The sequence below is a fragment of the Actinokineospora inagensis DSM 44258 genome, from assembly GCF_000482865.1.
GTDB classification, from domain to species: Bacteria; Actinomycetota; Actinomycetes; order Mycobacteriales; family Pseudonocardiaceae; genus Actinokineospora; species Actinokineospora inagensis.
This window is the reverse complement of the sequence record NZ_KI519516.1, coordinates 192,403-212,068: the sequence shown is the minus strand read 5'-3', so window position 1 is coordinate 212,068 and position 19,666 is coordinate 192,403. Positions and strand designations below refer to the sequence as shown.

General features: G+C 70.5%; 23 protein-coding genes and 1 pseudogene. 19 read left to right on the top strand and 5 right to left on the bottom strand.

Translation table 11 applies throughout. The annotated features are described in order from the left end of the window. Positions 1-8 precede the first annotated feature (8 nt). The 9 genes and pseudogenes from lepB to H504_RS0127040 all read left to right on the top strand — a co-directional run bounded on the left by lepB (position 9) and on the right by H504_RS0127040 (position 8,277). Positions 9-890: a signal peptidase I gene (gene lepB / locus H504_RS0127075; RefSeq protein ID WP_026425339.1), complete on the top strand. Its 882-nt coding sequence runs from the start codon at positions 9-11 to the stop codon at positions 888-890. Beyond that, on the top strand, positions 887-1,627 hold the full coding sequence (locus tag H504_RS0127070) for a ribonuclease HII (RefSeq protein ID WP_026425338.1): 741 nt from the start codon (positions 887-889) through the stop codon (positions 1,625-1,627). The genes lepB and H504_RS0127070 overlap by 4 nt, the downstream gene beginning before the upstream one ends. A 40-nt stretch (positions 1,628-1,667) precedes the next feature. Further along, on the top strand, positions 1,668-1,991 hold the full coding sequence (locus tag H504_RS0127065; RefSeq protein WP_026425337.1) for a DUF2469 domain-containing protein: 324 nt from the start codon (positions 1,668-1,670) through the stop codon (positions 1,989-1,991). Between the two features lie 468 nt (positions 1,992-2,459). After that, on the top strand, positions 2,460-2,816 hold the full coding sequence (locus tag H504_RS0127060; RefSeq protein ID WP_026425336.1) for a YraN family protein: 357 nt from the start codon (positions 2,460-2,462) through the stop codon (positions 2,814-2,816). Continuing rightward, the gene (locus tag H504_RS0127055) at positions 2,816-4,333 is read left to right on the top strand and encodes a YifB family Mg chelatase-like AAA ATPase (protein ID WP_026425335.1); all 1,518 of its coding nucleotides are present in this window, start codon (positions 2,816-2,818) and stop codon (positions 4,331-4,333) included. Before H504_RS0127060 ends, H504_RS0127055 begins: the two co-directional genes overlap by 1 nt. A gap of 202 nt (positions 4,334-4,535) precedes the next feature. Next, positions 4,536-5,666, top strand: coding sequence for a DNA-processing protein DprA (gene dprA, locus H504_RS0127050; protein WP_026425334.1), 1,131 nt, complete (start codon positions 4,536-4,538; stop codon positions 5,664-5,666). Between the two features lie 90 nt (positions 5,667-5,756). Next, a pseudogene (locus H504_RS41655) lies at positions 5,757-5,922 on the top strand (site-specific integrase); the annotation flags it as partial. A 581-nt stretch (positions 5,923-6,503) separates the two neighbouring features. Continuing rightward, positions 6,504-7,373 (top strand): tyrosine-type recombinase/integrase, encoded by an 870-nt coding sequence (locus H504_RS43355; protein WP_425394084.1) that lies wholly within the window; start codon positions 6,504-6,506, stop codon positions 7,371-7,373. Beyond that, the gene (locus tag H504_RS0127040; RefSeq protein WP_169735467.1) at positions 7,345-8,277 is read left to right on the top strand and encodes a FliA/WhiG family RNA polymerase sigma factor; all 933 of its coding nucleotides are present in this window, start codon (positions 7,345-7,347) and stop codon (positions 8,275-8,277) included. Before H504_RS43355 ends, H504_RS0127040 begins: the two co-directional genes overlap by 29 nt. Before the next feature lie 516 nt (positions 8,278-8,793). Here H504_RS0127040 and H504_RS43720 read toward each other — a convergent pair. Then, positions 8,794-9,318, bottom strand: a complete 525-nt coding sequence (locus tag H504_RS43720; RefSeq protein WP_051386307.1) for a M23 family metallopeptidase — start codon at positions 9,316-9,318, stop codon at positions 8,794-8,796. Between the two features lie 354 nt (positions 9,319-9,672). Here H504_RS43720 and rpsB point away from each other — a divergent pair, with 354 nt between their 5' ends. The 5 genes from rpsB to H504_RS0127010 all read left to right on the top strand — a co-directional run bounded on the left by rpsB (position 9,673) and on the right by H504_RS0127010 (position 13,756). Beyond that, positions 9,673-10,518, top strand: coding sequence for a 30S ribosomal protein S2 (gene rpsB, locus H504_RS0127030; RefSeq protein ID WP_026425331.1), 846 nt, complete (start codon positions 9,673-9,675; stop codon positions 10,516-10,518). Positions 10,519-10,597: 79 nt separating this feature from the next. Beyond that, complete coding sequence (gene tsf, locus H504_RS0127025; protein WP_026425330.1) at positions 10,598-11,413, top strand: translation elongation factor Ts; 816 nt, start codon at positions 10,598-10,600, stop codon at positions 11,411-11,413. Between the two features lie 84 nt (positions 11,414-11,497). Beyond that, positions 11,498-12,223 carry a UMP kinase gene (pyrH, locus tag H504_RS0127020; RefSeq protein ID WP_026425329.1) on the top strand — a complete coding sequence of 242 codons (726 nt, stop codon included), beginning with the start codon at positions 11,498-11,500 and terminating at the stop codon, positions 12,221-12,223. Between the two features lie 41 nt (positions 12,224-12,264). Further along, positions 12,265-12,822 carry a ribosome recycling factor gene (gene frr, locus H504_RS0127015; RefSeq protein ID WP_026425328.1) on the top strand — a complete coding sequence of 186 codons (558 nt, stop codon included), beginning with the start codon at positions 12,265-12,267 and terminating at the stop codon, positions 12,820-12,822. A gap of 82 nt (positions 12,823-12,904) precedes the next feature. Beyond that, positions 12,905-13,756, top strand: a complete 852-nt coding sequence (locus H504_RS0127010) for a phosphatidate cytidylyltransferase (protein ID WP_026425327.1) — start codon at positions 12,905-12,907, stop codon at positions 13,754-13,756. A 6-nt stretch (positions 13,757-13,762) separates the two neighbouring features. On the opposite strand, the gene H504_RS0127005 is transcribed toward H504_RS0127010, so the two are convergent. Then, positions 13,763-14,614, bottom strand: a complete 852-nt coding sequence (locus tag H504_RS0127005) for a VOC family protein (protein ID WP_051386306.1) — start codon at positions 14,612-14,614, stop codon at positions 13,763-13,765. 151 nt (positions 14,615-14,765) lie between these two features. On the opposite strand from H504_RS0127005, the gene H504_RS0127000 reads away from it, so the two are divergent. Continuing rightward, the gene (locus H504_RS0127000) at positions 14,766-15,509 is read left to right on the top strand and encodes a class I SAM-dependent methyltransferase (protein WP_245614471.1); all 744 of its coding nucleotides are present in this window, start codon (positions 14,766-14,768) and stop codon (positions 15,507-15,509) included. 66 nt (positions 15,510-15,575) lie between these two features. Here H504_RS0127000 and H504_RS0126995 read toward each other — a convergent pair whose 3' ends face one another. After that, on the bottom strand, positions 15,576-16,265 hold the full coding sequence (locus H504_RS0126995; protein WP_026425324.1) for a helix-turn-helix transcriptional regulator: 690 nt from the start codon (positions 16,263-16,265) through the stop codon (positions 15,576-15,578). A 204-nt stretch (positions 16,266-16,469) separates the two neighbouring features. Here H504_RS0126995 and rlmN point away from each other — a divergent pair, with 204 nt between their 5' ends. The 4 genes from rlmN (at position 16,470) to H504_RS0126975 (ending at position 18,629) form a co-directional block, all read left to right on the top strand. Further along, positions 16,470-17,573 carry a dual-specificity RNA methyltransferase RlmN gene (gene rlmN / locus H504_RS0126990; protein WP_026425323.1) on the top strand — a complete coding sequence of 368 codons (1,104 nt, stop codon included), beginning with the start codon at positions 16,470-16,472 and terminating at the stop codon, positions 17,571-17,573. Between the two features lie 31 nt (positions 17,574-17,604). Continuing rightward, the gene (locus tag H504_RS43715; RefSeq protein ID WP_281173671.1) at positions 17,605-17,733 is read left to right on the top strand and encodes a hypothetical protein; all 129 of its coding nucleotides are present in this window, start codon (positions 17,605-17,607) and stop codon (positions 17,731-17,733) included. 231 nt (positions 17,734-17,964) lie between these two features. Further along, a complete protein-coding gene (locus H504_RS0126980; RefSeq protein WP_026425322.1) occupies positions 17,965-18,210 on the top strand; it encodes a FitA-like ribbon-helix-helix domain-containing protein in 246 nt (81 codons plus the stop codon). Next, positions 18,207-18,629, top strand: coding sequence for a type II toxin-antitoxin system VapC family toxin (locus tag H504_RS0126975; RefSeq protein ID WP_026425321.1), 423 nt, complete (start codon positions 18,207-18,209; stop codon positions 18,627-18,629). Before H504_RS0126980 ends, H504_RS0126975 begins: the two co-directional genes overlap by 4 nt. A gap of 42 nt (positions 18,630-18,671) precedes the next feature. Here H504_RS0126975 and H504_RS0126970 read toward each other — a convergent pair whose 3' ends face one another. Both H504_RS0126970 and H504_RS0126965 read right to left on the bottom strand, forming a co-directional pair. Continuing rightward, on the bottom strand, positions 18,672-19,160 hold the full coding sequence (locus H504_RS0126970) for a beta-class carbonic anhydrase (protein ID WP_026425320.1): 489 nt from the start codon (positions 19,158-19,160) through the stop codon (positions 18,672-18,674). Between the two features lie 236 nt (positions 19,161-19,396). Further along, positions 19,397-19,666: a DUF2631 domain-containing protein gene (locus H504_RS0126965; RefSeq protein WP_026425319.1), complete on the bottom strand. Its 270-nt coding sequence runs from the start codon at positions 19,664-19,666 to the stop codon at positions 19,397-19,399.

The following is a 19,666-nucleotide window of genomic DNA, read 5'->3' as shown; positions in this document are numbered from 1 at the left end:
CTGCGCCGGTGGCCGAAAGTCCCGTGCCGGACGGTGACGAGCCCGATGAGCCTGCTGAGCCCGGCCGATCAGCCGGGGAACGCCGGGGGAAGCGGAAGAAACGCCCGTTCTGGGTGGAGATCCCGCTGCTGATCGCGATGGCGCTGGTGTTGACGATCATCATCCAGTCGTTCATCGCCCGGGTGTTCGTGATCCCGTCGGAGTCGATGGAGCAGACCCTGCACGGCTGCTCGGGCTGCTACGGCGACCGCGTGCTGGTCGACCGGCTCGCCTACTCGGTGTTCGGCGACCCGGAACCCGGCGACGTCGTCGTGTTCCACCGGCCGGACACGTGGAACCGCTCGGAGGTCCACACGGCGCGCTCGGACAACGGGTTCGTCCGGTGGGTGCAGGGCATCGGCGCCGAGTTCGGCTTCGCCGCGCCCGACGAGGACGACGTGGTCAAGCGCGTCGTCGCGGTCGGCGGGCAGACCGTGCGCTGCTGCGACGAGGCCAACCGGGTGCTGGTGGACGACAAGCCGCTCGACGAGCCGTACGTCTACTGGCAGCCCGACCGGGGCAGCAGGCAGGAGGAGTTCGACGCGGTGTCGGTCCCCCGGGGCATGCTGTTCGTCATGGGGGACAACCGGAACAACTCGGCCGATTCCCGCGTCCAGGGTGGCGGCGGCCGCAACGGTGTGGTGCCGGTGGACAATGTCATCGGCAAGGTGCGCGCGGTCATCCTGCCGCCATCGCGGTGGCGGGGGGTCGGCGACCACGACCCGCAGCAGGCGCTGTCCGCACCGGCGTGGCAGGAAGGTCTGCCCGCCGGGGTTGGTGTCGCGGCGGCCTGGCCGACGTTGTGGCTGGCCAGGCGGCTGCGCTCGCGGTTACGGAAGGGGACCGGGTGATCACGGAGGTGCTGCGACCACCGCGCGTGGTGTTGCGCCGCGACACCGGCAACTGGGGTCTGCAGACGGCGCTGCACCGGCGCGGTCTCGGCCCGGTCGCCGGGGTCGACGAGGCCGGTCGCGGCGCGTGCGCCGGACCGCTGGTCATCGCCTCGTGCGTGCTGCGTCCCGGTGACGCGGCCCGGCTGGACGGGCTCACCGACTCGAAGCTGATGACGCCCGCCGCCCGGGATCGCATGTTCGACCTGGTCCGCGCCCGCGCGGTCGACTACGCCGTCGTCGTCGTGCCCGCCGCCGAGGTCGACCTGATGGGCGTGCACGTGGCGAACATCGAGGGCATGCGCCGCGCGGTCGCCCGGTTGGCCACCCACCCGGGGTACGTGCTGGTCGACGGTTTCCGGGTGCCGGGGCTGACCGCGCCGAGCATGCCGGTCATCAAGGGCGACCAGGCCGCCGCCTGCGTCGCCGCCGCGTCCGTGCTGGCGAAGGTCACCCGGGACCGCATCATGGAAGACCTGCACGGCGAGCTGCCGGAGTACCGGTTCGACGTGCACAAGGGGTATTGCACGGGCCTGCACGGCCGCGCGTTGCGCGACCACGGGCCCAGTCACGAACACCGCTGGTCCTATGCGAACGTCGCCGCCGCGGGCATCGCCCACGGTCTTCGCGCGCCACACCGGGTGGCGCTGAGTGTGGCGGCGGCCGCTGTGGTCCAGAATGGTGAACCCCCGCAGTAGCGGGCGGCACAGGTCACGACCAGGAGGGGCGCGCGGACAGATGAGCGCGGAGGATCTCGAGAAGTACGAGACCGAGATGGAGCTGCAGCTCTACCGGGAGTACCGCGACATCGTGGGCCAGTTCGCCTACGTGGTCGAAACCGAACGCCGCTTCTACCTGGCGAACGGCGTCGACGTCCAGGTCCGCGACTCCGACGGCGAGGTCTACTTCGAGGTACGCATGTCCGACGCCTGGGTCTGGGACATGTACCGCCCGGCCCGTTTCGTCAAGAACGTCCGGGTCATCACCTTCAAGGACGTCAACGTGGAGGAGCTCGACAAGCCTGACCTCCGCCTCCCGGAAGACGGCCCATTCGGTAGCTGACCCAGTCGGCTGACCCCGTTCTCGGCACACCCGGGCCCACTCCCCACGGACCCGGGTCTCCGGCATGAGCCGGATCTGCTGTTGCCGGTGCCCGGCCGTTCCGTCCGGTGCCCGGCCGTTCCGTCCGGTGCCCGGCCGTTCCGTCCGGTGCCCGGCCGTTCCGTCGTCAGTTCGCGTCGCCGGCTGCTTTCGGGCGGTCCGCGCCCAGCGGCCTCGGGGCTGCGCTGACCCGCCCGCCGACTTCGCGTCGACTTGTGGCGAACCAGCGATCCGCGTGAGCCCCGGATCCGGCCCGCCCGCCTCCGGCTTCAAGTCCCGCCTTGGCCGATCCCTGGTTACTGGCGAGTTATCCACATTCGCGCCGGCCATCCACTGATCCGAACCACCCCTCCCACCGGCCTCGCCGAGGCCGCATCGTCGACAGGGGCGCGGCGATCGCCGCGCTGGTCTGCGGAGAGGGGAGTGGTCATGGCGGAACACCTGCGGGTGGGCGAGCGCGGCGAGGAGATCGCCGCGAAGCACCTCGTGGACAGCGGGTTGGTGATCCTGGCCCGCAACTGGCGCTGCGAACTCGGCGAGCTCGACATCGTCTGCGCCGACGGCGACCGGCTGGTGGTGTGCGAGGTCAAGACCCGCACCGGCACCCACTACGGCGGCCCGGCCGAGGCGGTCACCGACGTCAAGGCCCGTCGCATCCGCAGGTTGGCCCGCCGCTGGCGGGTCGACCGGGGCATCCCGAAGTGCTCGATCCGCTTCGACATCGTCGCGGTCCTGCTCCCACCCGGCGGCGACCCGGTCGTCCAGCACCTGATCGGGGTCTTCTGATGGTGCTCTCCCGGATCTGGTCCGTGGCGCTGTCGGGGGTCGACGGCATCGCCGTGGAGATCGAGGCGGACATCGGCGGCGGCAGGCCCCGCACCCAGATCGTCGGCCTGCCCGACGCCGCGCTCAACGAGGCGAAGGACCGCGTGCGGGCCGCTGTGCGCAACAGCGACCTGCAGTGGCCGGACCAACTGGTCACCTTCGCGTTGTCCCCGGCCGCCCTCCCCAAGGGGGGCTCCGGCTACGACCTGGCCCTCGCCGTCTCCATGCTGGTCGCCGACCACAAGATCCCGCCGGATCCGTTCGCCGACACCGTCCTGCTCGGCGAACTCGCCCTCGACGGCCGCCTCCGCATGGTCAAGGGCGTCCTGCCCTGCCTGCTCGCCGCCCGCCGCGCAGGCCTGACCCGCGCGATCGTGCCCACCCCGGCCCTGCCCGAGGCGTCCCTGGTCAGCGGCCTCGACGTCCTCGGCGCCGCCACCCTCACCGAGGTCGTCACCTGGTCCCGCGGCGACATCGAGGTCCTGCGCCACCCCGACCCGCCGGTCGCCACCCCACCACCCACCGACCCACCCGACCTGGTCGACGTCCTCGGTCAGCCCGAGGGCCGCTGGGCCTTGGAGGTCGCCGCCGCGGGCGGCCACCACGTCCTCCTGGCAGGCCCACCCGGCACCGGCAAAACCATGCTCGCCCGCTGCCTCCCGGGTCTGCTCCCGCCCCTGTCCACCGAACAAGCCCTGGAGGTCACCGCCGTCCACTCGGTGGCGGGCGCCCTGTCCGCCGACTCGCCGCTGGTCACCATCCCGCCGTTCATCGCCCCACACCACACCAGTTCGGTCGCCGCCCTCGTCGGCGGTGGCGTCGGCCTCGCCAAACCCGGCGCCATCAGCAAGGCCCACTTCGGTGTTCTCCTCCTCGACGAGGCAGCGGAGTTCGCCTCGTCCCGCCTCGAAGCGCTCCGCACGGCCTTGGAGGAGGGCGAGATCCGGCTGGCCCGCCGCGATGGTGTCGTCACCTACCCGGCTCGCTTCCAACTCGTCCTCGCCACCAACGTCTGCCCCTGTGCCCCACCCCGTGAGGCCGACTGCGTGTGCCCGCCCCAGACTCGTCGCCGCTACCTGGCCCGGCTCTCGGGCCCGCTGCTCGACCGGGTCGACCTCCGCGTCCGCATGCGCCCCATCACCGCGCTGTCCCACGCCCTCGACACCACCCCGGAGAACACCGCCACCGTCCGCGCCCGCGTCACCGAGGCCCGCGCCCGCGCCGCGAAGCGCTGGTCCGCCCAGGGTTGGCGCACCAACGCCGAAACCCCCGGCCCCGCTCTCCGTCGCGAGTTCGCCCTTCCCCGGCCCGTCACCTCCTTACTCGACCGCGCCCTCACCTCCGGTGCCCTCACCGCTCGCGGCGCCGATCGCTGCCTCCGCGTCGCCTGGACCCTCGCGGACCTCGCCGGCGCCCCCAGCCCAACCCCCGACCACGTCGCCTCCGCCCTCAACTTCCGCGACCGCAAGGTCGCCTAGCCGATTCCCGTTGCCGCACAAGGAGTTCACATGTCTCGCATGATCACCCCGCCGCCTGGCGGTCACGTTCCGCACGAGTGGCACCTGCTCGGATCTCGCCCCACCCTCACCCGACGCCGTCGGTTGCCTGGCTTCGGCAGTCCTCCGTCTGGTGGCCGAACGGCCGCACACCAGTCCGACTGGGACGCATCGCGGCGGGGGAGTGGCCGTGGATGACGTCCGGTTGGCGCGCGCCTACCTGTCCCGCGTGGCCGAGCCGCCCGCCGTGGCTTTGGGGTTGTTGGTGGAGAACGTGGGGCCGGTACAGGCCGCCGAGTTGGTGCGGTCCAGACAGGCGCCGACACCCGTCCACGACGAGACTTCGGCGCGGGCAAGCCAAGATCTCGCTGCCGAAGACCTCACCAAAGCGGCCGACCTGGGTGTCCGGCTCGTCATACCGGAAGACCCGGAGTGGCCCGCCTGGCCCTTGCTCAGTCTCGACAACGGCCGTAGACGCGGCTTGCGCTGGGCCGCACCGCCACTCGCGCTCTGGGTGCGCGGCCCCGCCCAGATCGACGACGCGATGCGGCGGGCGGTCGCGATTGTCGGGGCTCGGGCCGCGACGTCGTACGGCGAGCGGACAGCCGCCGAGTTCGCCTTCGAACTGGCGGGGCAGTCGGTCACGGTCGTCTCCGGTGCGGCGTTCGGCATCGACGGCGCCGCCCACCGGGGCGCGTTGGCGGCCGAGGGGCCGACGGTGGCGGTCCTGGCCTGCGGGGTCGATGTCAGCTATCCCGCCGCCCACACGACCCTGCTCGACCGCATCGCCCGCGACGGTGCGGTGATCAGTGAGTACCCGCCGGGCACGGCACCGGCGAAGTACCGGTTCCTGGTGCGCAACCGGCTCATCGCCGCCATGCCGGGCGGCACGGTCGTGGTCGAGGCCGGTGTGCGCAGCGGGGCGCGCAACACGGCCAGTTCGGCCGCGGCGCTCGGGAAGCCGGTTCTCGCCGTCCCCGGGCCCGTCACGTCCGAGATGTCCCGTGGGTGCCACGACCTGATTCGCGCGGGTACCGCGGGCATCGTCACCTCGGTGCCCGACATCCTCGAAGCCGTTGGGGTGATCGGTGAGCTCGCCGCGCCGGTCACCGGCCCCACTCGCCCCACCGACGACCTCGGACCGCAAGCCATCCGGGTGCACGACGCGCTCAGCCGGAAGACGCCGCGCGGTCCTGAACACCTCTCGCACGCCTCCGGTGTTCCCCTAGACCGAGTTCGGTCCCTCCTGCCCGAACTCGAACTCACCGGACTCGCCCGGCAAACCGATGAGGGGTGGTTGAGCATGAGCCACTAGCACCCGAGCGCCCGGAGGGCGTGGCGATGCTTGACCGGTGCGGGTCTGTGGCCCAGCGTGGCGTGGGTGTCACGTGGGACTGGTCGTGCGATGGGTCGGGTCGATCTGGTGGCGGTGCGGGCGCGGCTGCCCACCCCCGTCCAAGCCGTGGTCGACGAGTACGAGCGGCACCTGACCTACGAGCGGGGCCTGTCCCCACACACGGTCCGCGCCTACTTGGGCGACGCCGTCTCCCTACTGGGCTTCCTGGCGGGCATCACCGACGTCGCCCCCACACGATCGGGTGAATCCACGCCCCGCCCGAGCGAACCTGTTCCAGCCCCCGAAACGGAGGTCAGCACCGGATTCCTCCCGACCACCACGGCGAACGGCGCAACGCGGCCACCGCCAATGGCCGGAAACAGCGCGTCCAACCGGAGCGACTTTGATCACCGTGGCCACTCCACCCCTGACGTTCCCGGCGCCAATATCGACCACTCAGGCGACCGGGGTGGGGAATCACCACCCGAGCGTGGCGCGTTGGGAGGAGACGTGGCCGTGAACAACGCCGCTGTGGCCGAGACCACCACCGGGGGTGCGGCCGCCGCCGTGGATCAACATGCTGGGGCGGGCAAGGCCCACTTGGTGCATGGGCCCGCCGTGTCACGTCAGGTCGCCACGGTGCACGCGGCTCGCGCCGTGCGGGAAGCCACGGCCGTGGGTGACGCCGACGTGGTGAATGAGACTGCTGTGGCAGGGAGCGGGATCGCCGCCGCGGTCGAGGTCGCTGCAGCCGGTGAGGCCGCCAAGGTGGGCGAGGTCGCTGCGGGCGAGGTTGCCGCAGTGAGTGGGGTAGCGGTGGCGGGGAGTGGGACTGCCGCTGCTGTCGAGGTTGTCGCTGCGGGTGAGGTTGCCGCGGTCGGGCGGGTCGTGGGTGAGGGTGGGGCGGGGTTGGACGACCTCGGGGTTGAGTTGCCGGGGTTGCGGGCGTGGTTGGCCGCGCAGCGGGACGCGGGGGTGGAGCGGGCGACGTTGGCGCGGCGTACCGCGGGGGCGCGGGGGTTCACGGCGTGGGCGCATCGGCGGGGGTATTTGGGGGCGGACAGCGGGGGGCGGTTGGCGGCGCCCAAGCGGCAGCGGGTGTTGCCCGCGGTGTTGCGGCAGGACCAGGCGGGCGAGGTGATGCGGGCGTCGGCGGCGGGGGCGCGGGAGTTGGACCCGGTCGCGCTGCGTGATCACGCTGTGGTCGAGCTGTTGTACGCGACCGGGGTTCGGGTGTCCGAGCTGTGTGGGCTCGACCTCGACGACATCGACCTCGACACGCGGGTTGCCCGGGTCGTCGGCAAAGGCGACCGGGAACGGACCGTTCCGTTCGGGATTCCCGCCGGGCAAGCGGTTCGGACCTGGTTGGACCAGGGTCGTCCGTCACTTGTCCGCGCCGACTCGCCCCGGGCACTGTTGCTGGGTGCTCGTGGCGGACGGCTCCACCCGACCGCCGTACGGCGTATCGTGCATGGTGTGACGGCCGCCGTGCCGGGGGTGGTGGACCTCGGACCGCACGGTCTTCGTCACTCAGCGGCGACACACCTGCTCGAAGGAGGTGCGGACCTTCGTAGCGTCCAGGAGTTACTCGGTCACGCTACGCTCTCAACGACGCAGCTCTACACCCACGTGACCGTCGAACGGCTGAAGGCGATCCATGACCGTACCCACCCCCGTTCCCGATGACCCCGGGACTGGTTCCCGTGCCTCGGCGCGGCTGCCGCGGGCAGGCGGGTCCGCAGGTCGGGCGGGCCAGGTGAACGGCAACGCCCAGTTCGGCGCGGGCCAGTCGTCCGGGGTGCTGCCCGGTGACCACCGCACCGCCGACGACGTCGAGGCGGGCATCGTCGCGCTGTGGCGCCGGTTCGGCGAGCAGCGCGAGCAGGTCCTGCGCGACCGGTTGGTGCTGCACTACGCCCCGCTGGTCAAGTACGTCGCGGGCCGGGTCGGCACCGGTCTGCCCGCGCACGTCGACGTCTCCGACCTGATCCAGTCCGGCATCTTCGGCCTGGTCGACGCGATCGAGAAGTTCGAACCCGAACGTGGCCTCAAGTTCGAGACCTACGCGATGCAGCGCATCCGCGGCGCCATCCTGGACGACCTGCGCGCCCAGGACTGGGTGCCGCGCACCGTCCGCGGCCGGGCCCGCGAGGTGGAACGCGGCATCGAGCGGCTCGGCGCCAAACTGCAGCGCACCCCCACCGACGCCGAACTCGCCGACGAGCTCGGCCTCTCGGTCGGCGAACTCCGCGACGTCTACGCCCAACTCCAGCTCACCAGCGTCGTCGCCCTCGACGAACTCGCCGCTGCGGGCCGGGGCGCCAACTCCCTCGCCGACGTGCTGGAGGACGAGGCCGCCGAGGACCCGGTAGCCCTCTTGGTGGACCAGGACAACCGCCGCCAACTCGCCGAGGCTATCGGCCTCCTGGTCGAACGCGACCGGGTGGTGGTGACCCTCTACTACTTCGAGAACCTCACCCTCGCCGAGATCGGCCGCGTCCTCGGCGTCACCGAGTCCCGCGTCTGCCAACTGCACACCCGCGCCGTCCTCCGCCTCCGCGCCAAACTCATGGAAACCGCCGAGGTCTAGCCGCAATGCCGCTGGGTTGAGCCGAGTTTTCGCAGGTCAGGTGCAGTTCCGTGGCCTCCGGAAGGCGGGTCGATGGCGGGTTCCGCCGTCGGTGGCGACCCGCCCGGGAGATGGCGACCCGGGCGTTCGCCTCGCACTCCGCGAGTTCTGACCTCTGTGGACCACGCTTCCAGTGGACTTCGAGGCCGGTCAAGGTGTCCACAGGGTCGCTGGCCAGCAGAGACGCTTGACTTGACGGCATTGGGTCTAGCCGCCGCACCCGCAGGCAGCATGGCGAGCCGGGTTGGTCGAGCACCGGGGCTGTTGCCGACGCGTGACCCGGGCTGGGCGCAGTAGCCAGGACGGTGGCGATCGCGACCGTCCAGCGGTGTCTGTGCCCCGCCACCGACCGGCACGTGGTCGCCGATGGAGACCTCGTCCACCCGCATCCGGGCCCCGGCGGCGTTCACGACCTCACGGATCGAGCATCTGCCGACTGGGTCATTCCTCCTTTCCACGGTCGAAGAAGCGTTGAAATCAGGGGGAGACGGGGAGTAGCCGCACTCGGGGGCGATTCACCGCCACCAGTGGGTCCAGGTACTCCCGTCCCCGTCGTAAGCCCCAGTGCAGGCAGGCGGGTGCGCCGGGGCAGCCGTCGTGGCCTGCGGTGAGCAGGGCGATCCGGTCTCCTCGGTGCACGACCGCGCCTGCGGTGACCACGGGTGTGACCGGTTCGTACGTGGTCCGCAGACCTTGCGGGTGTTGCACGGATACCACGCCACGGGAGATCACCGGCCTGGCGAAAGCCACCACCCCGTCCGCCGCCGCGTACACCGGTTCGCCCACGGTCCCCGGTAAGTCCACGCCCCGGTGTCCCGGCCCGTACAGGTGCGCCGGCGCGGTGAACGGGCGGCCCACCGGTCGGGGTGGTGCCAGTGGCCAGGCGAACACCCGGGGTCGTTGTCCGGGTGCTGTCGTTCCCACCGCGCGGACGCCTGACAACAGGGTCAACACCACCACGACCACCAGAACGAATGCGGATCCCCGCAGGTCAACTACCATGTGACCAGGGTCCCGCAGACCGGCTCAAGATCGCCACCGTCGACTTCGGGCCTGTGGACAACTTTGGATCTTGACGTGGCCGGGCAATCCGGTTCCGGTTGACCCACCGGTGCGGCGTATGCTTCCCCCGCGTCCTGTGGCCTTCACCGGACGACTTCGCGTGCCAGTGCGCGTCCGCGGTCCCACAGAGCGCGGTCACCGACGCCCGGCGGTCTCGATGGTGTCACCACCACCGGGTCCGGGCGTCCGCACGGCACCAGGGTGGTGGACCTGCCGGGTCCGCTGCGACAACCGTGATCGCGTGCCTGGCCCCACCGGCCGAGCGCGCCCGAATGAAGAGGTGCGAAACCGGCCATGGCCGTCGTCACCATGAAGCAGTTGCTGGATTCCGGCGTGCACTTCGGGCACCAGACCCGCCGCTGGAACCCGAAGATGAAGCGCTACATCCTCACCGACCGCAACGGTATCTACATCATCGACCTGCGGCAGACGCTGACTTACATCGATCGCGCGTACGAGTTCGTGAAGGAGACCGTCGCGCACGGCGGCTCCATCCTGTTCGTCGGCACGAAGAAGCAGGCGCAGGAGGCGATCGCCAACGAGGCGAAGCGCGTCGGGATGCCGTTCGTCAACCAGCGCTGGCTGGGCGGCATGCTCACCAACTTCTCCACCGTCCACAAGCGCCTGCAGCGGCTCAAGGAGCTCGAGGCGATGGAGCAGACGGGTGGCTTCCAGGGTCTCACCAAGAAGGAGATCCTCATGCTCACCCGGGAGAAGGACAAGCTGGAGCGCACCCTGGGCGGTATCCGCGACATGGCGAAGGTTCCCTCCGCCATCTGGATCGTGGACACCAAGAAGGAGCACATCGCCGTCGGCGAGGCGCGCAAGCTGAACATCCCGATCGTGGCGATCCTGGACACGAACTGCGACCCGGACGAGGTCGACTACCCGATCCCGGGCAACGACGACGCGATCCGCTCCGCCGCCCTGCTGACCAAGGTGGTCGCCGAGGCCGCCGCCGCCGGTCTGATCGCCCGCTCCGGCGCGCGCAACGGCTCGGACAAGCCCGAGGCGGGTGCCGCCGAGCCGCTGGCCGAGTGGGAGCAGGAGCTGCTGGCAGGCGCCGAGACCGCCGCGGCCGACGGCGAGCAGGCCGCCACCGCGGTCGCCGAGGCGACCGAGACCCCGGCCGAGTCCTGACGGCTCACCCCGGCGGGCGACCCGCCCGCCGGGGACCCCTTCCCAACGCGCGTACCCGAAGAAGGACGGAAAACGCACGATGTCGAACTTCACCGCGGCCGACGTCAAGAAGCTCCGGGACCTGACCGGCGCCGGAATGATGGACTGCAAGAAGGCGCTGACCGAGACCGACGGCGACTTCGAGAAGGCCGTTGAGATCCTGCGCATCAAGGGCGCCAAGGACGTCGGCAAGCGCGCCGAGCGCGCCACCGCGCAGGGCCTGGTCGCCGCCGAGGGCGGCGTGCTGGTCGAGCTGAACTGCGAGACCGACTTCGTGGCCAAGAACGAGGAGTTCCAGGAGCTGGCGACCAAGATCGTCGTCGCCGCGAAGTCCTCCGGTGCCACCGAGGTCGACGCCCTCAAGGCCGCCCCGCTGGACGGGTCCACCGTCGACGAGGCCGTGCAGGCCCTCTCGGCCAAGATCGGCGAGAAGCTGGAGCTGCGCCGGTCGGTCAACTTCGACGGCACCGTCAGCACCTACCTGCACAAGCGCGCCTCCGACCTGCCCCCGGCGGTCGGCGTGCTGGTCGAGTACACCGGTGCGGGCGAGGACGCGGCCAGGCAGGTCGCCCAGCAGATCGCGGCGATGAAGCCGAGCTACGTCACCCGCGACGAGGTCCCGGCCGATGTCGTCGCCAACGAGCGGCGCATCGCCGAGGAGACCGCCCGCGAGGAGGGCAAGCCGGAGGCGGCGCTGCCCAAGATCGTCGAGGGTCGGGTCAACGGTTTCTACAAGGACGTCGTGCTGCTCGAGCAGTCCTCGGTGTTCGACTCGAAGAAGTCGGTGAAGGCGCTGCTGGACGAGGCCGGGGTCACCGTGACCCGGTTCGCCCGCTTCGAGGTCGGCCAGTCCTGACCGGTTCGGCGCGGCCGCAGTGATCCGATTGTGCCCCGCCCCCGGGGAAACGGGGGCGGGGCATAGTCACGAGGAGGGGTCTACGTGAGTCAGAACGGCAAGTTCCGCCGCGTGCTGCTCAAGCTCGGTGGCGAGATGTTCGGCGGCGGCGAGATCGGCGTCGACCCCGATGTGGTGCTCACCGTCGCCCGCCAGGTCGCCGACGTGGTCCGCGGCGGGGTGCAGACCTCGATCGTGATCGGCGGCGGCAACTTCTTCCGCGGCGCGGAGTTGAGCCAGCGCGGCATGGACCGCGACCGCGCCGACTACATGGCGATGCTCGGCACCGTGATGAACTGCCTCGCCCTGCAGGACTTCCTGGAGAAGGAAGGCATCGACACGCGGGTGCAGACGGCGATCACGATGGGCCAGGTCGCCGAGCCGTACATCCCGCGCCGGGCCGAGCGGCACCTGGAGAAGGGCCGTGTGGTGATCTTCGGCTGCGGGGTGGGGATGCCGTACTTCTCCACCGACACCGCCGCCGCCCAGCGCGCGCTGGAGATCGGCTGCGACGTGGTGCTGATGGCCAAGGCGGTCGACGGGGTCTACGACGCCGACCCGCGGCTCGAACCGGACGCGAAGATGTTCACCGACATCACCCACCGCGAGGTCCTGGAGCGCAACCTCAAGGTGGCCGACGCGACCGCCTTCAGCCTGTGCATGGACAACAACATGCCGATCATCGTGTTCAACCTCCTGACGGAGGGGAACATCGCCCGCGCGGTGCGTGGTGAGAGGATCGGCACGCTGGTCAGCACCCCGACCGCGTGACCGCGCGAGCGGGTTCGCGGGTAGATGGACAAGGAGCACCCTTGATCGACGAGACACTCCTCGACGCCGAGGAGAAGATGGACAAAGCGGTGTCGGTGGCCAAGGAGGACCTCGGGGCGGTGCGCACCGGCCGGGCGACGCCGTCCATGTTCTCCCGGATCCACGTGGAGTACTACGGGACGCCCACCCCGCTGAACCAGGTGGCCAGCGTCGCCATCCCGGAGGCCAGGATGGCCGTGGTCAAGCCCTACGACGTGAGCGCGCTCAACACGATCGAGAAGGCGATCCGGGACTCGGACCTGGGGGTCAACCCGTCCAACGACGGCACGGTGATCCGCGTGGTCATCCCGCAGTTGTCCGAGGAGCGGCGCCGGGAGATGGTCAAGGTCGCCAAGACCAAGGGCGAGGACGCCAAGATCTCCATCCGCAACATCCGCCGCAAGGCCAAGGAGGAGCTCGACCGGCTGGTCAAGGACGGCGAGTCCGGTGAGGACGACGTCGCCCGCGCGGAGAAGGAACTGCAGAACCTGACCGACCGGTACGTCCACCAGGTCGAAGAGTTGGTCAAGCACAAGGAAACCGAGCTGCTGGAGGTCTGACCTCGCGCGGTGGAGGGGGATCGCTGGGATGGTGGCCGGACCCGTTGGGGAGCTGGAGCATGATTCGGTCGGGGACCGACGGGTGAGCGTCGAGAGCGCCGGTGGGCCCGCCGCGCCGCGGGCCTCCCGGGCCGGGCGCAACCTGCCTGCCGCGATCGGGGTCGGGCTCGGCCTGGGTGCGGCGATCCTCGTGTCGTTGTTGACGGTTCGGCAGAGTTTCGTCGGCGTCGTCGCGGTGGCGGTCGCGGTGGCCACCTGGGAGCTGACCGGGGCGTTGCGCCGGGGCGCGGGGATCGAGGTCGCGCGGTGGCCGGTGCTGGTCGGCGGTCAGGCGATGGTGTGGCTGTCGTGGCCGTTCGGCCGGGACGCGGTGTTGGCGGCGTTCGTGGTGACGCTGCTGGCGTGCCTGCTGTGGCGGCTGCGCGGCGGGGTCGACGGTTACCTGCGGGACGTGACGGCGTCGGTGTTCACCGCCGCGTACGTGCCGTTGTTCGCGTCGTTCGCGGCGATGATGGTGTTGCCCGCCGACGGCACCCACCGGGTGCTGTGCTTCCTGATCCTCGTGGTCAGCTCGGACACCGGCGGGTACATCGCGGGCGTGTTGTTCGGCAAGCACCCGATGGCGCCGACGATCAGCCCCAAGAAGTCCTGGGAGGGCTTCGCCGGGTCGCTGGTCGCCGGTGTCGTCGCGGGCGCGCTGGCGCTCACCCTGATGCTGGACGGCCGGTGGTGGCAGGGGGTGCTGTTCGGCGCCGCCCTGGTCGCCACGGCCACCCTGGGCGACCTGGTCGAGTCGGTGATCAAGCGGGACCTGGGGATCAAGGACATGGGCACGCTGCTGCCTGGGCACGGCGGCCTGATGGACCGGTTGGACTCGCTGTTGCCGTCGGCCGTTGTGTCCCTGCTTCTGCTGCGCTTGTTCATCCCCGTTTAAAGGGCGCTAGTCGTCGTACGGGTCGTCGACTTCCGCGCCGATTTCCTCCTCCGGGACCACGGAGATGGCGAGGGAGCGGTCGAGCACGGTGAACTCGGCGCCGGTGACGTCGGCGAGCACCGCTGCCCGTCCGTACGGGGAGTCGAAGGGCGGCACAGTGATCCGGCCGCCGAGGCGGACCGCGAGCGCGGCCGTGGCGTCGGTCCCGATTTCCGGGTCCACCTCGAAGAACACCATCCAGTGCGGGGGTCTGTCCGCGGCGAACTCGGGGCCCATCCGGAGCCTGCCGAGCAGTTCGTCGCCGTTGAGCCGCCAACTGGTGTAGTCGAAGTTGTCGCCGTCGCCGATCTGGGACTGCTCGAACCCGAACAGGGCGCGGAAGAACTCGTCGGCCGCGGCGCCGTCCCAGGTGTTCAGCTCGGCCCAGGTGAACGCGCCGGGGAAACCGGTGCCGAGGTCCCAGCCGCGGTCTTGCCGCCAGAAGCCGATGGGGCCGCCGCTCGGGTCGGCCGCGATGAGCAGGCCGCCCTGGCCGGGGATCTCGCGCGGCGCGGTGAGGATCTGGCCGCCGAGTTGGAGGACGCGTTCAGTCGTGTTGCCCGTGTCGTGCACGGTTAGGTAGAGCGTCCAGAGACTGGGTTGTCCGCCTTGCGGCGTATAGATGCCCGCCACGGACACCTCGTCCACGTACGCCATGACGTAACCGTCGTCGCCTACTCGATAGGTCCACCCGAAGAGGCCCCGGTAGAACTCACTGCTTGCCGTGGGGTCCGGGGTGGCGACCTCGACCCAACAGGGTCTGCCCGGGGTGCCATCCGGCACTTCTTCCAGAGCGCTGATCGCATCGCTTGGCATCATGGCGACCTCCTGGCGAGTTCCCTGACACTAACCCGATCGAGTGGGTCAGTCAGCCGCTTCGCGGTGGTGATCTTCCTGGCGTTTGACCGCCCACCGCGCTGGGCAGCCGGTGTGCTTTCCTTGGCGGGTGGGCTTCGGGGGCAGGGCACTGGTGGCACGGGCGCGGGAGCGGTTGACGGCGACGCTGCGCGCGGACCGGGTGCTGCCCAGCCCGAACATCTGGCACTGGCCGCAGGTGTACGAGGCGGAGAACCGCGCCCAGGACGCCGATGGCGAGATCTGGCGGCTGCTCGCCGGTGTCGCGAACTGGACCGGCGACGTGCTGGACGTCGGCTGCGGCGACGGTTTCCACCTGCCGCGCTTCGCCGAACGCGCCGCGGCCGTGCTCGGTGTCGAACCGCACCCGCCGCTGGTGGAGCGCGCCAAGACGCGGATCGACGGGATGACCGGGGTCGCGGTCGTGCTCGGGTCGGCGCAGGACTTGCCGGTGGCGGACGCGAGCGTTGACGTGGTGCACGCCCGCACGGCCTACTTCTTCGGCCCCGGTTGCGAACCCGGCCTGCGCGAGGCCGATCGCGTGCTGCGGCCCGGCGGCGCGTTGGTGATCGTCGACCTGGACGCCGCGCACCCGCCGTATGGGCGGTGGATGCGCGCGGACCTACCCGGGTACGACGTCGCCGAGGTCGACCGGTTCTTCGAGATCTCCGGCTTTGGGCGGCACCGGGTGGTGACGCGGTGGGCGTTCCCCGACCGCGAGACGTTGGAAGCCGTGCTGCGCATAGAGTTCTCGGCCGCCGTTGCCGCGCGCGCAATAGCGGAGACCCCGGGTCTGGAGTTCCCGGTCGGCTACCGCGCCCTCGTGCGCCGCAAGCCGAGTGGGCTCATCGTCGGCTGACGCGAAACTGCCCGCAGCACCCCTGTGGAAGGTACTGCGGGCAGCTCTAAGACCCCCGGTTAGCGCTTACTCGGCGCTGTCCTCGGTAGCGGTGTCCTCGCCGAGGAGCGAGTACAGCTCGCGGCGGGCCCCGTTGAGGATGTCGACCGCGCGGGCCTTCTGGTTGGCGTTACCGGCCTGCGACACCGCGATGGCGGCCGCGGCCAGTTGGCCGATGGCGGACCGCAGCGCGACGTCGCTCTGGTCCACGTCGGCGCTCGCCTGCTCCCACGGCGGGGTGCTGTCCAGCTTGCCCGCGGCGGCCGTGCCGTCCTCGGTCAACTGGAACAGGCGCTTGCCGCCGTCGCCGTCGACCGCGGTGACCAGGCCCTCGTCGGCGAGCAGTTGCAGGGTCGGGTAGACCGAGCCGGGGCTCGGCTTCCAGATCCCGCCGCTGCGCTCGGCGATCTCCTGGATCATCTCGTAGCCGTGCATCGGGCGTTCGGTCAGCAGGGCCAGCAGCGCGGCGCGCACGTCGCCCCGGCGCTGCCTGCCCATCCCGCGCCCCCGGCCGCCGCGGCCGTGCCCCCGGCCCCAGCCGCCGCCGAACGGTCCACCCGGACCGAACGGGGCGCCGGGCGGGAACGGGGGCAGCGGCGGGAAGGGCGGGGTCATCTCATCCTCCGGTCCGAAGTCCGCGCCGAAACCGTGCTCGCCGCGGCGTGCGTGTCGGCGCCATGGGCCGCGCCGGTGCAGGTGCTCGTGTGGGATCTGCATTGTTCTCTCCCCTGGTTGGTTGACCGCGAGCCGGTCGCTCGCGATAGCTCAACGATATATCGGAACATGTCGCGATGCAACGGGCAATCTGGTCGGGGCGGGTTCTGCCTGCTCGTGACCGGGTGGCGCCGCCGTCCCAAGCCCGCCCGGCGCACTGCGGCCGCCCCGAACCGCCGCCCGCCGACGTGGGACAATGGGGTGGCCATGACCTCACTTCCCCTCGTCTTCGACGCACCCCGGCGCGGCCTGCCGCCCCGGCACCTCGCCGACCTCACCGCCGACGAACGCCGCGCCGCGGTGGCCGAACTCGGGGAGAAGCCGTTCCGCGCGAACCAGCTCTCCAACCACTACTTCGCCCGGCTGACCGCCGACCCCGCCGCGATGACCGACATCCCGGCCGCCACCCGCGACCGCCTCGCCGACTCGCTGCTCCCGCCCCTGCTGACCGTCGTCCGCCACGTCACCTGCGACGACGGCTCCACCCGCAAGACGCTGTGGAAAGCCCACGACGGCACGCTCCTGGAGAGCGTCCTCATGCGTTACCCCGACCGCGTCACCCTGTGCGTCTCCAGCCAGGCGGGCTGCGGGATGGCCTGCCCCTTCTGTGCCACCGGCCAGGGCGGCCTCCAACGCAACCTCTCCACCGCCGAAATCGTCGACCAGGTCCGCGCCGCCGCTGCTACCCTCCGCGACGGCGAACTCGGCGACCCGGGCAGGCTGTCCAACATCGTCTTCATGGGTATGGGTGAACCATTGGCCAACTTCGGCCGGGTTCTGGCGGCTGTTCACCGAATCTGCGATCCCGCCCCGGACGGTTTCGGGATCTCCCAGCGCTCGGTGACCGTGTCGACGGTGGGGTTGGTGCCGGGGATTCGGAAACTGACCGAAGAGGGTTTGCAGGTCCGGCTCGCGGTTTCCCTGCACACGCCGGATGACGAGCTGCGGGACACCCTGGTGCCGGTGAACACGCGGTGGAAGGTGGCCGAGGTCCTCGACGCCGCCCGCGGTTACGCCGACCGCACGGGGCGCCGGGTGTCCATCGAGTACGCGCTGATCCGCGACATCAACGACCAGCCGTGGCGGGCGGACCTGCTGGGCAAGCTGCTGCACAAGCACCTCGGCCAGTTCGCCCACGTCAACGTCATCCCGCTGAACCCGACCCCGGGCTCGAAATGGGACGCGTCCCCGAAGCCGGTCGAGCGCGAGTTCGTCCGGCGGGTGAAGGAACAGGGCGTGGAGTGCACCGTTCGCGACACCCGGGGCCAGGAGATCGCCGCCGCCTGCGGGCAGCTCGCCGCCGAGGGCTGAGCAGGGCCACTGCGGGATGGAGGTGGACACCTTGAGCCGATACGTTCTCGCGCTGGGTGGCCGTCTGAAGCTCGTTGCCGACTTCGAAGACCACGATGTCGTGTCCACTCTTGAGGTAGACCGTGAGGCCGCTCAGCCGACCGACCTCGTGTGGTCGTAGCGGCGGCATGCCTCGGGTGCCCATCGAATACGTGGTTGAGCCACTCCAGGTGGTGCGAGATCGCTTGTCTGATTTCGTTGACCGGGCGGAGCGCGACCACGGGTATGCGGACTTGGCGGCGCTGGAGGAGACCTTGACCCTTGGCACCCAGGGGGATGACCCTCGTTGCCGAGGACGAGAACAGCCATCCGTGCTAGCATTGACTGCACTGCTAGCAGTGAGAGGTGTGCTGTGGCTACCTTGACCATCCGTGACCTCGACGAGGATCTCAAGGCCAAGTTGCGAGTGCGGGCCGCTGAGCACGGCCGATCCATGGAGGCCGAGGTCCGGGCGATCCTCGCGGCGGCGCTGACCAGGTCGGCGACTGGTCCGGGGTTGGGGTCGCGGATCCGGCAGAGGTTCACCGATGTCGGTGACGTGGCGCTTGAACTGCCGGAGCGGACGGAGTTCCCCCGGTTGCCGGAGATCTTCGAGTGATCGTTCTCGATACGAACGTCGTTTCCGAGTTGATGCGGCAGTCCCCGGACGACACCGTCGTGCGGTGGGTTGACCGGTATCCGGTGGCGGAGGTCTACCTCACCGCGGTCACGGCGGCCGAACTGACCTACGGTGTTGCCAGGGTGGCCGACGGGCGGCGTAAGGAAACGCTCGTGGACAAGGTTGCCGGGTTGTTGGCGGAAGACTTCCAAGACCGGATCTTGCCGTTCGACACCGTGGCCGCCGAGTACTACGGGGACATAGTGTCAACGCGCGAACGCGCTGGGCTCCCGATAAGCATGGCCGATGCGCTTATCGCGTCGATCTGCCGTAGTCATGCCGCGTGTCTGGGTACGCGCAACGTCAAGGACTTCGTTGACACCGGGATCGCTCTCCGCGACCCGTGGGGTGATTCGTAGTCGAACCGGGGACGCGACCGGGGGTCGCGTCCCCGGGCCGTCTCAGGCGACCTCGTTCAGCTTGCCGGTGGCGACGTCGAAGATGAAGCCGCGGATGGAGTCCTTCACCGGGATGAAGGGGCTGGACTTGATGCGGGCGATGGACTGGCGGACGTCGGTGTCCAGGTCGTCGAAGGCCTCGGAGGACCAGGCGGGGCGGACGCCGGTTTCGTCCCGGATGCCGTCGCGGAAGTCCTTGTCGGAGAAGGTGAGCATGCCGCAGTCGGTGTGGTGGATGAGGATGATCTCGGTGGTGCCGAGCAGGCGCTGGCTGATGGCCAGCGAGCGGATCTCGTCCTCGGTGACGACGCCGCCCGCGTTGCGGATGACGTGGGCCTCGCCCTCCGCCAGGCCCAGCACGCCGTAGACGTTGATGCGGGCGTCCATGCAGGCGACGACCGCGACGTGCTTGGCGGGCGGGAGCGGCAGCGGGCCCTGGAACGCCGAGGCGTACTCGGCGTTGTTGGCGAGCAGTTCGTCCGTGACGGACATGGTGGGCTCCGGATCTGTGTCGGGTGTGGACGGAAACGACGACGGCCGCGTGGGGTTCAGCGCACCCACGCGGCCGTCGTACACGCTTCGTCGTAGAGCCGGGGTCGGCGCGATGGCCAGAACGGCTCGAGTGCACAGGGGCGCATGGCCGTCAGCCAACTGTGCCCGTGCGCACACCCGCAACAGATGCCCACCACGTGGGCGGGCGCGTAACCACTCTTCCGAGTGATCGTTTGCTAGCGCCGCCAGGAGGTCCGGTTCTTGTGGACCTTCCAGGCGACCCCGCCGAGCAGCAGCACGCCGACGCCGACGAGCCACAGGTCCTCGGTGCGGCCGCGGTGGTTGCCGATGAGCATGAGGAACATGACGATCCCGACGACCACCCCGGCGATCAGGGTGGCGCGCGGGAACGACCCGTGCCAGCCCCACTCGGCGGACGGCTCGTCCGCGGGGCTCACGGTGCCCGCCGCGGTGGGCTTCCGCTTCTCCAGCTCCGTGTTCGCCAC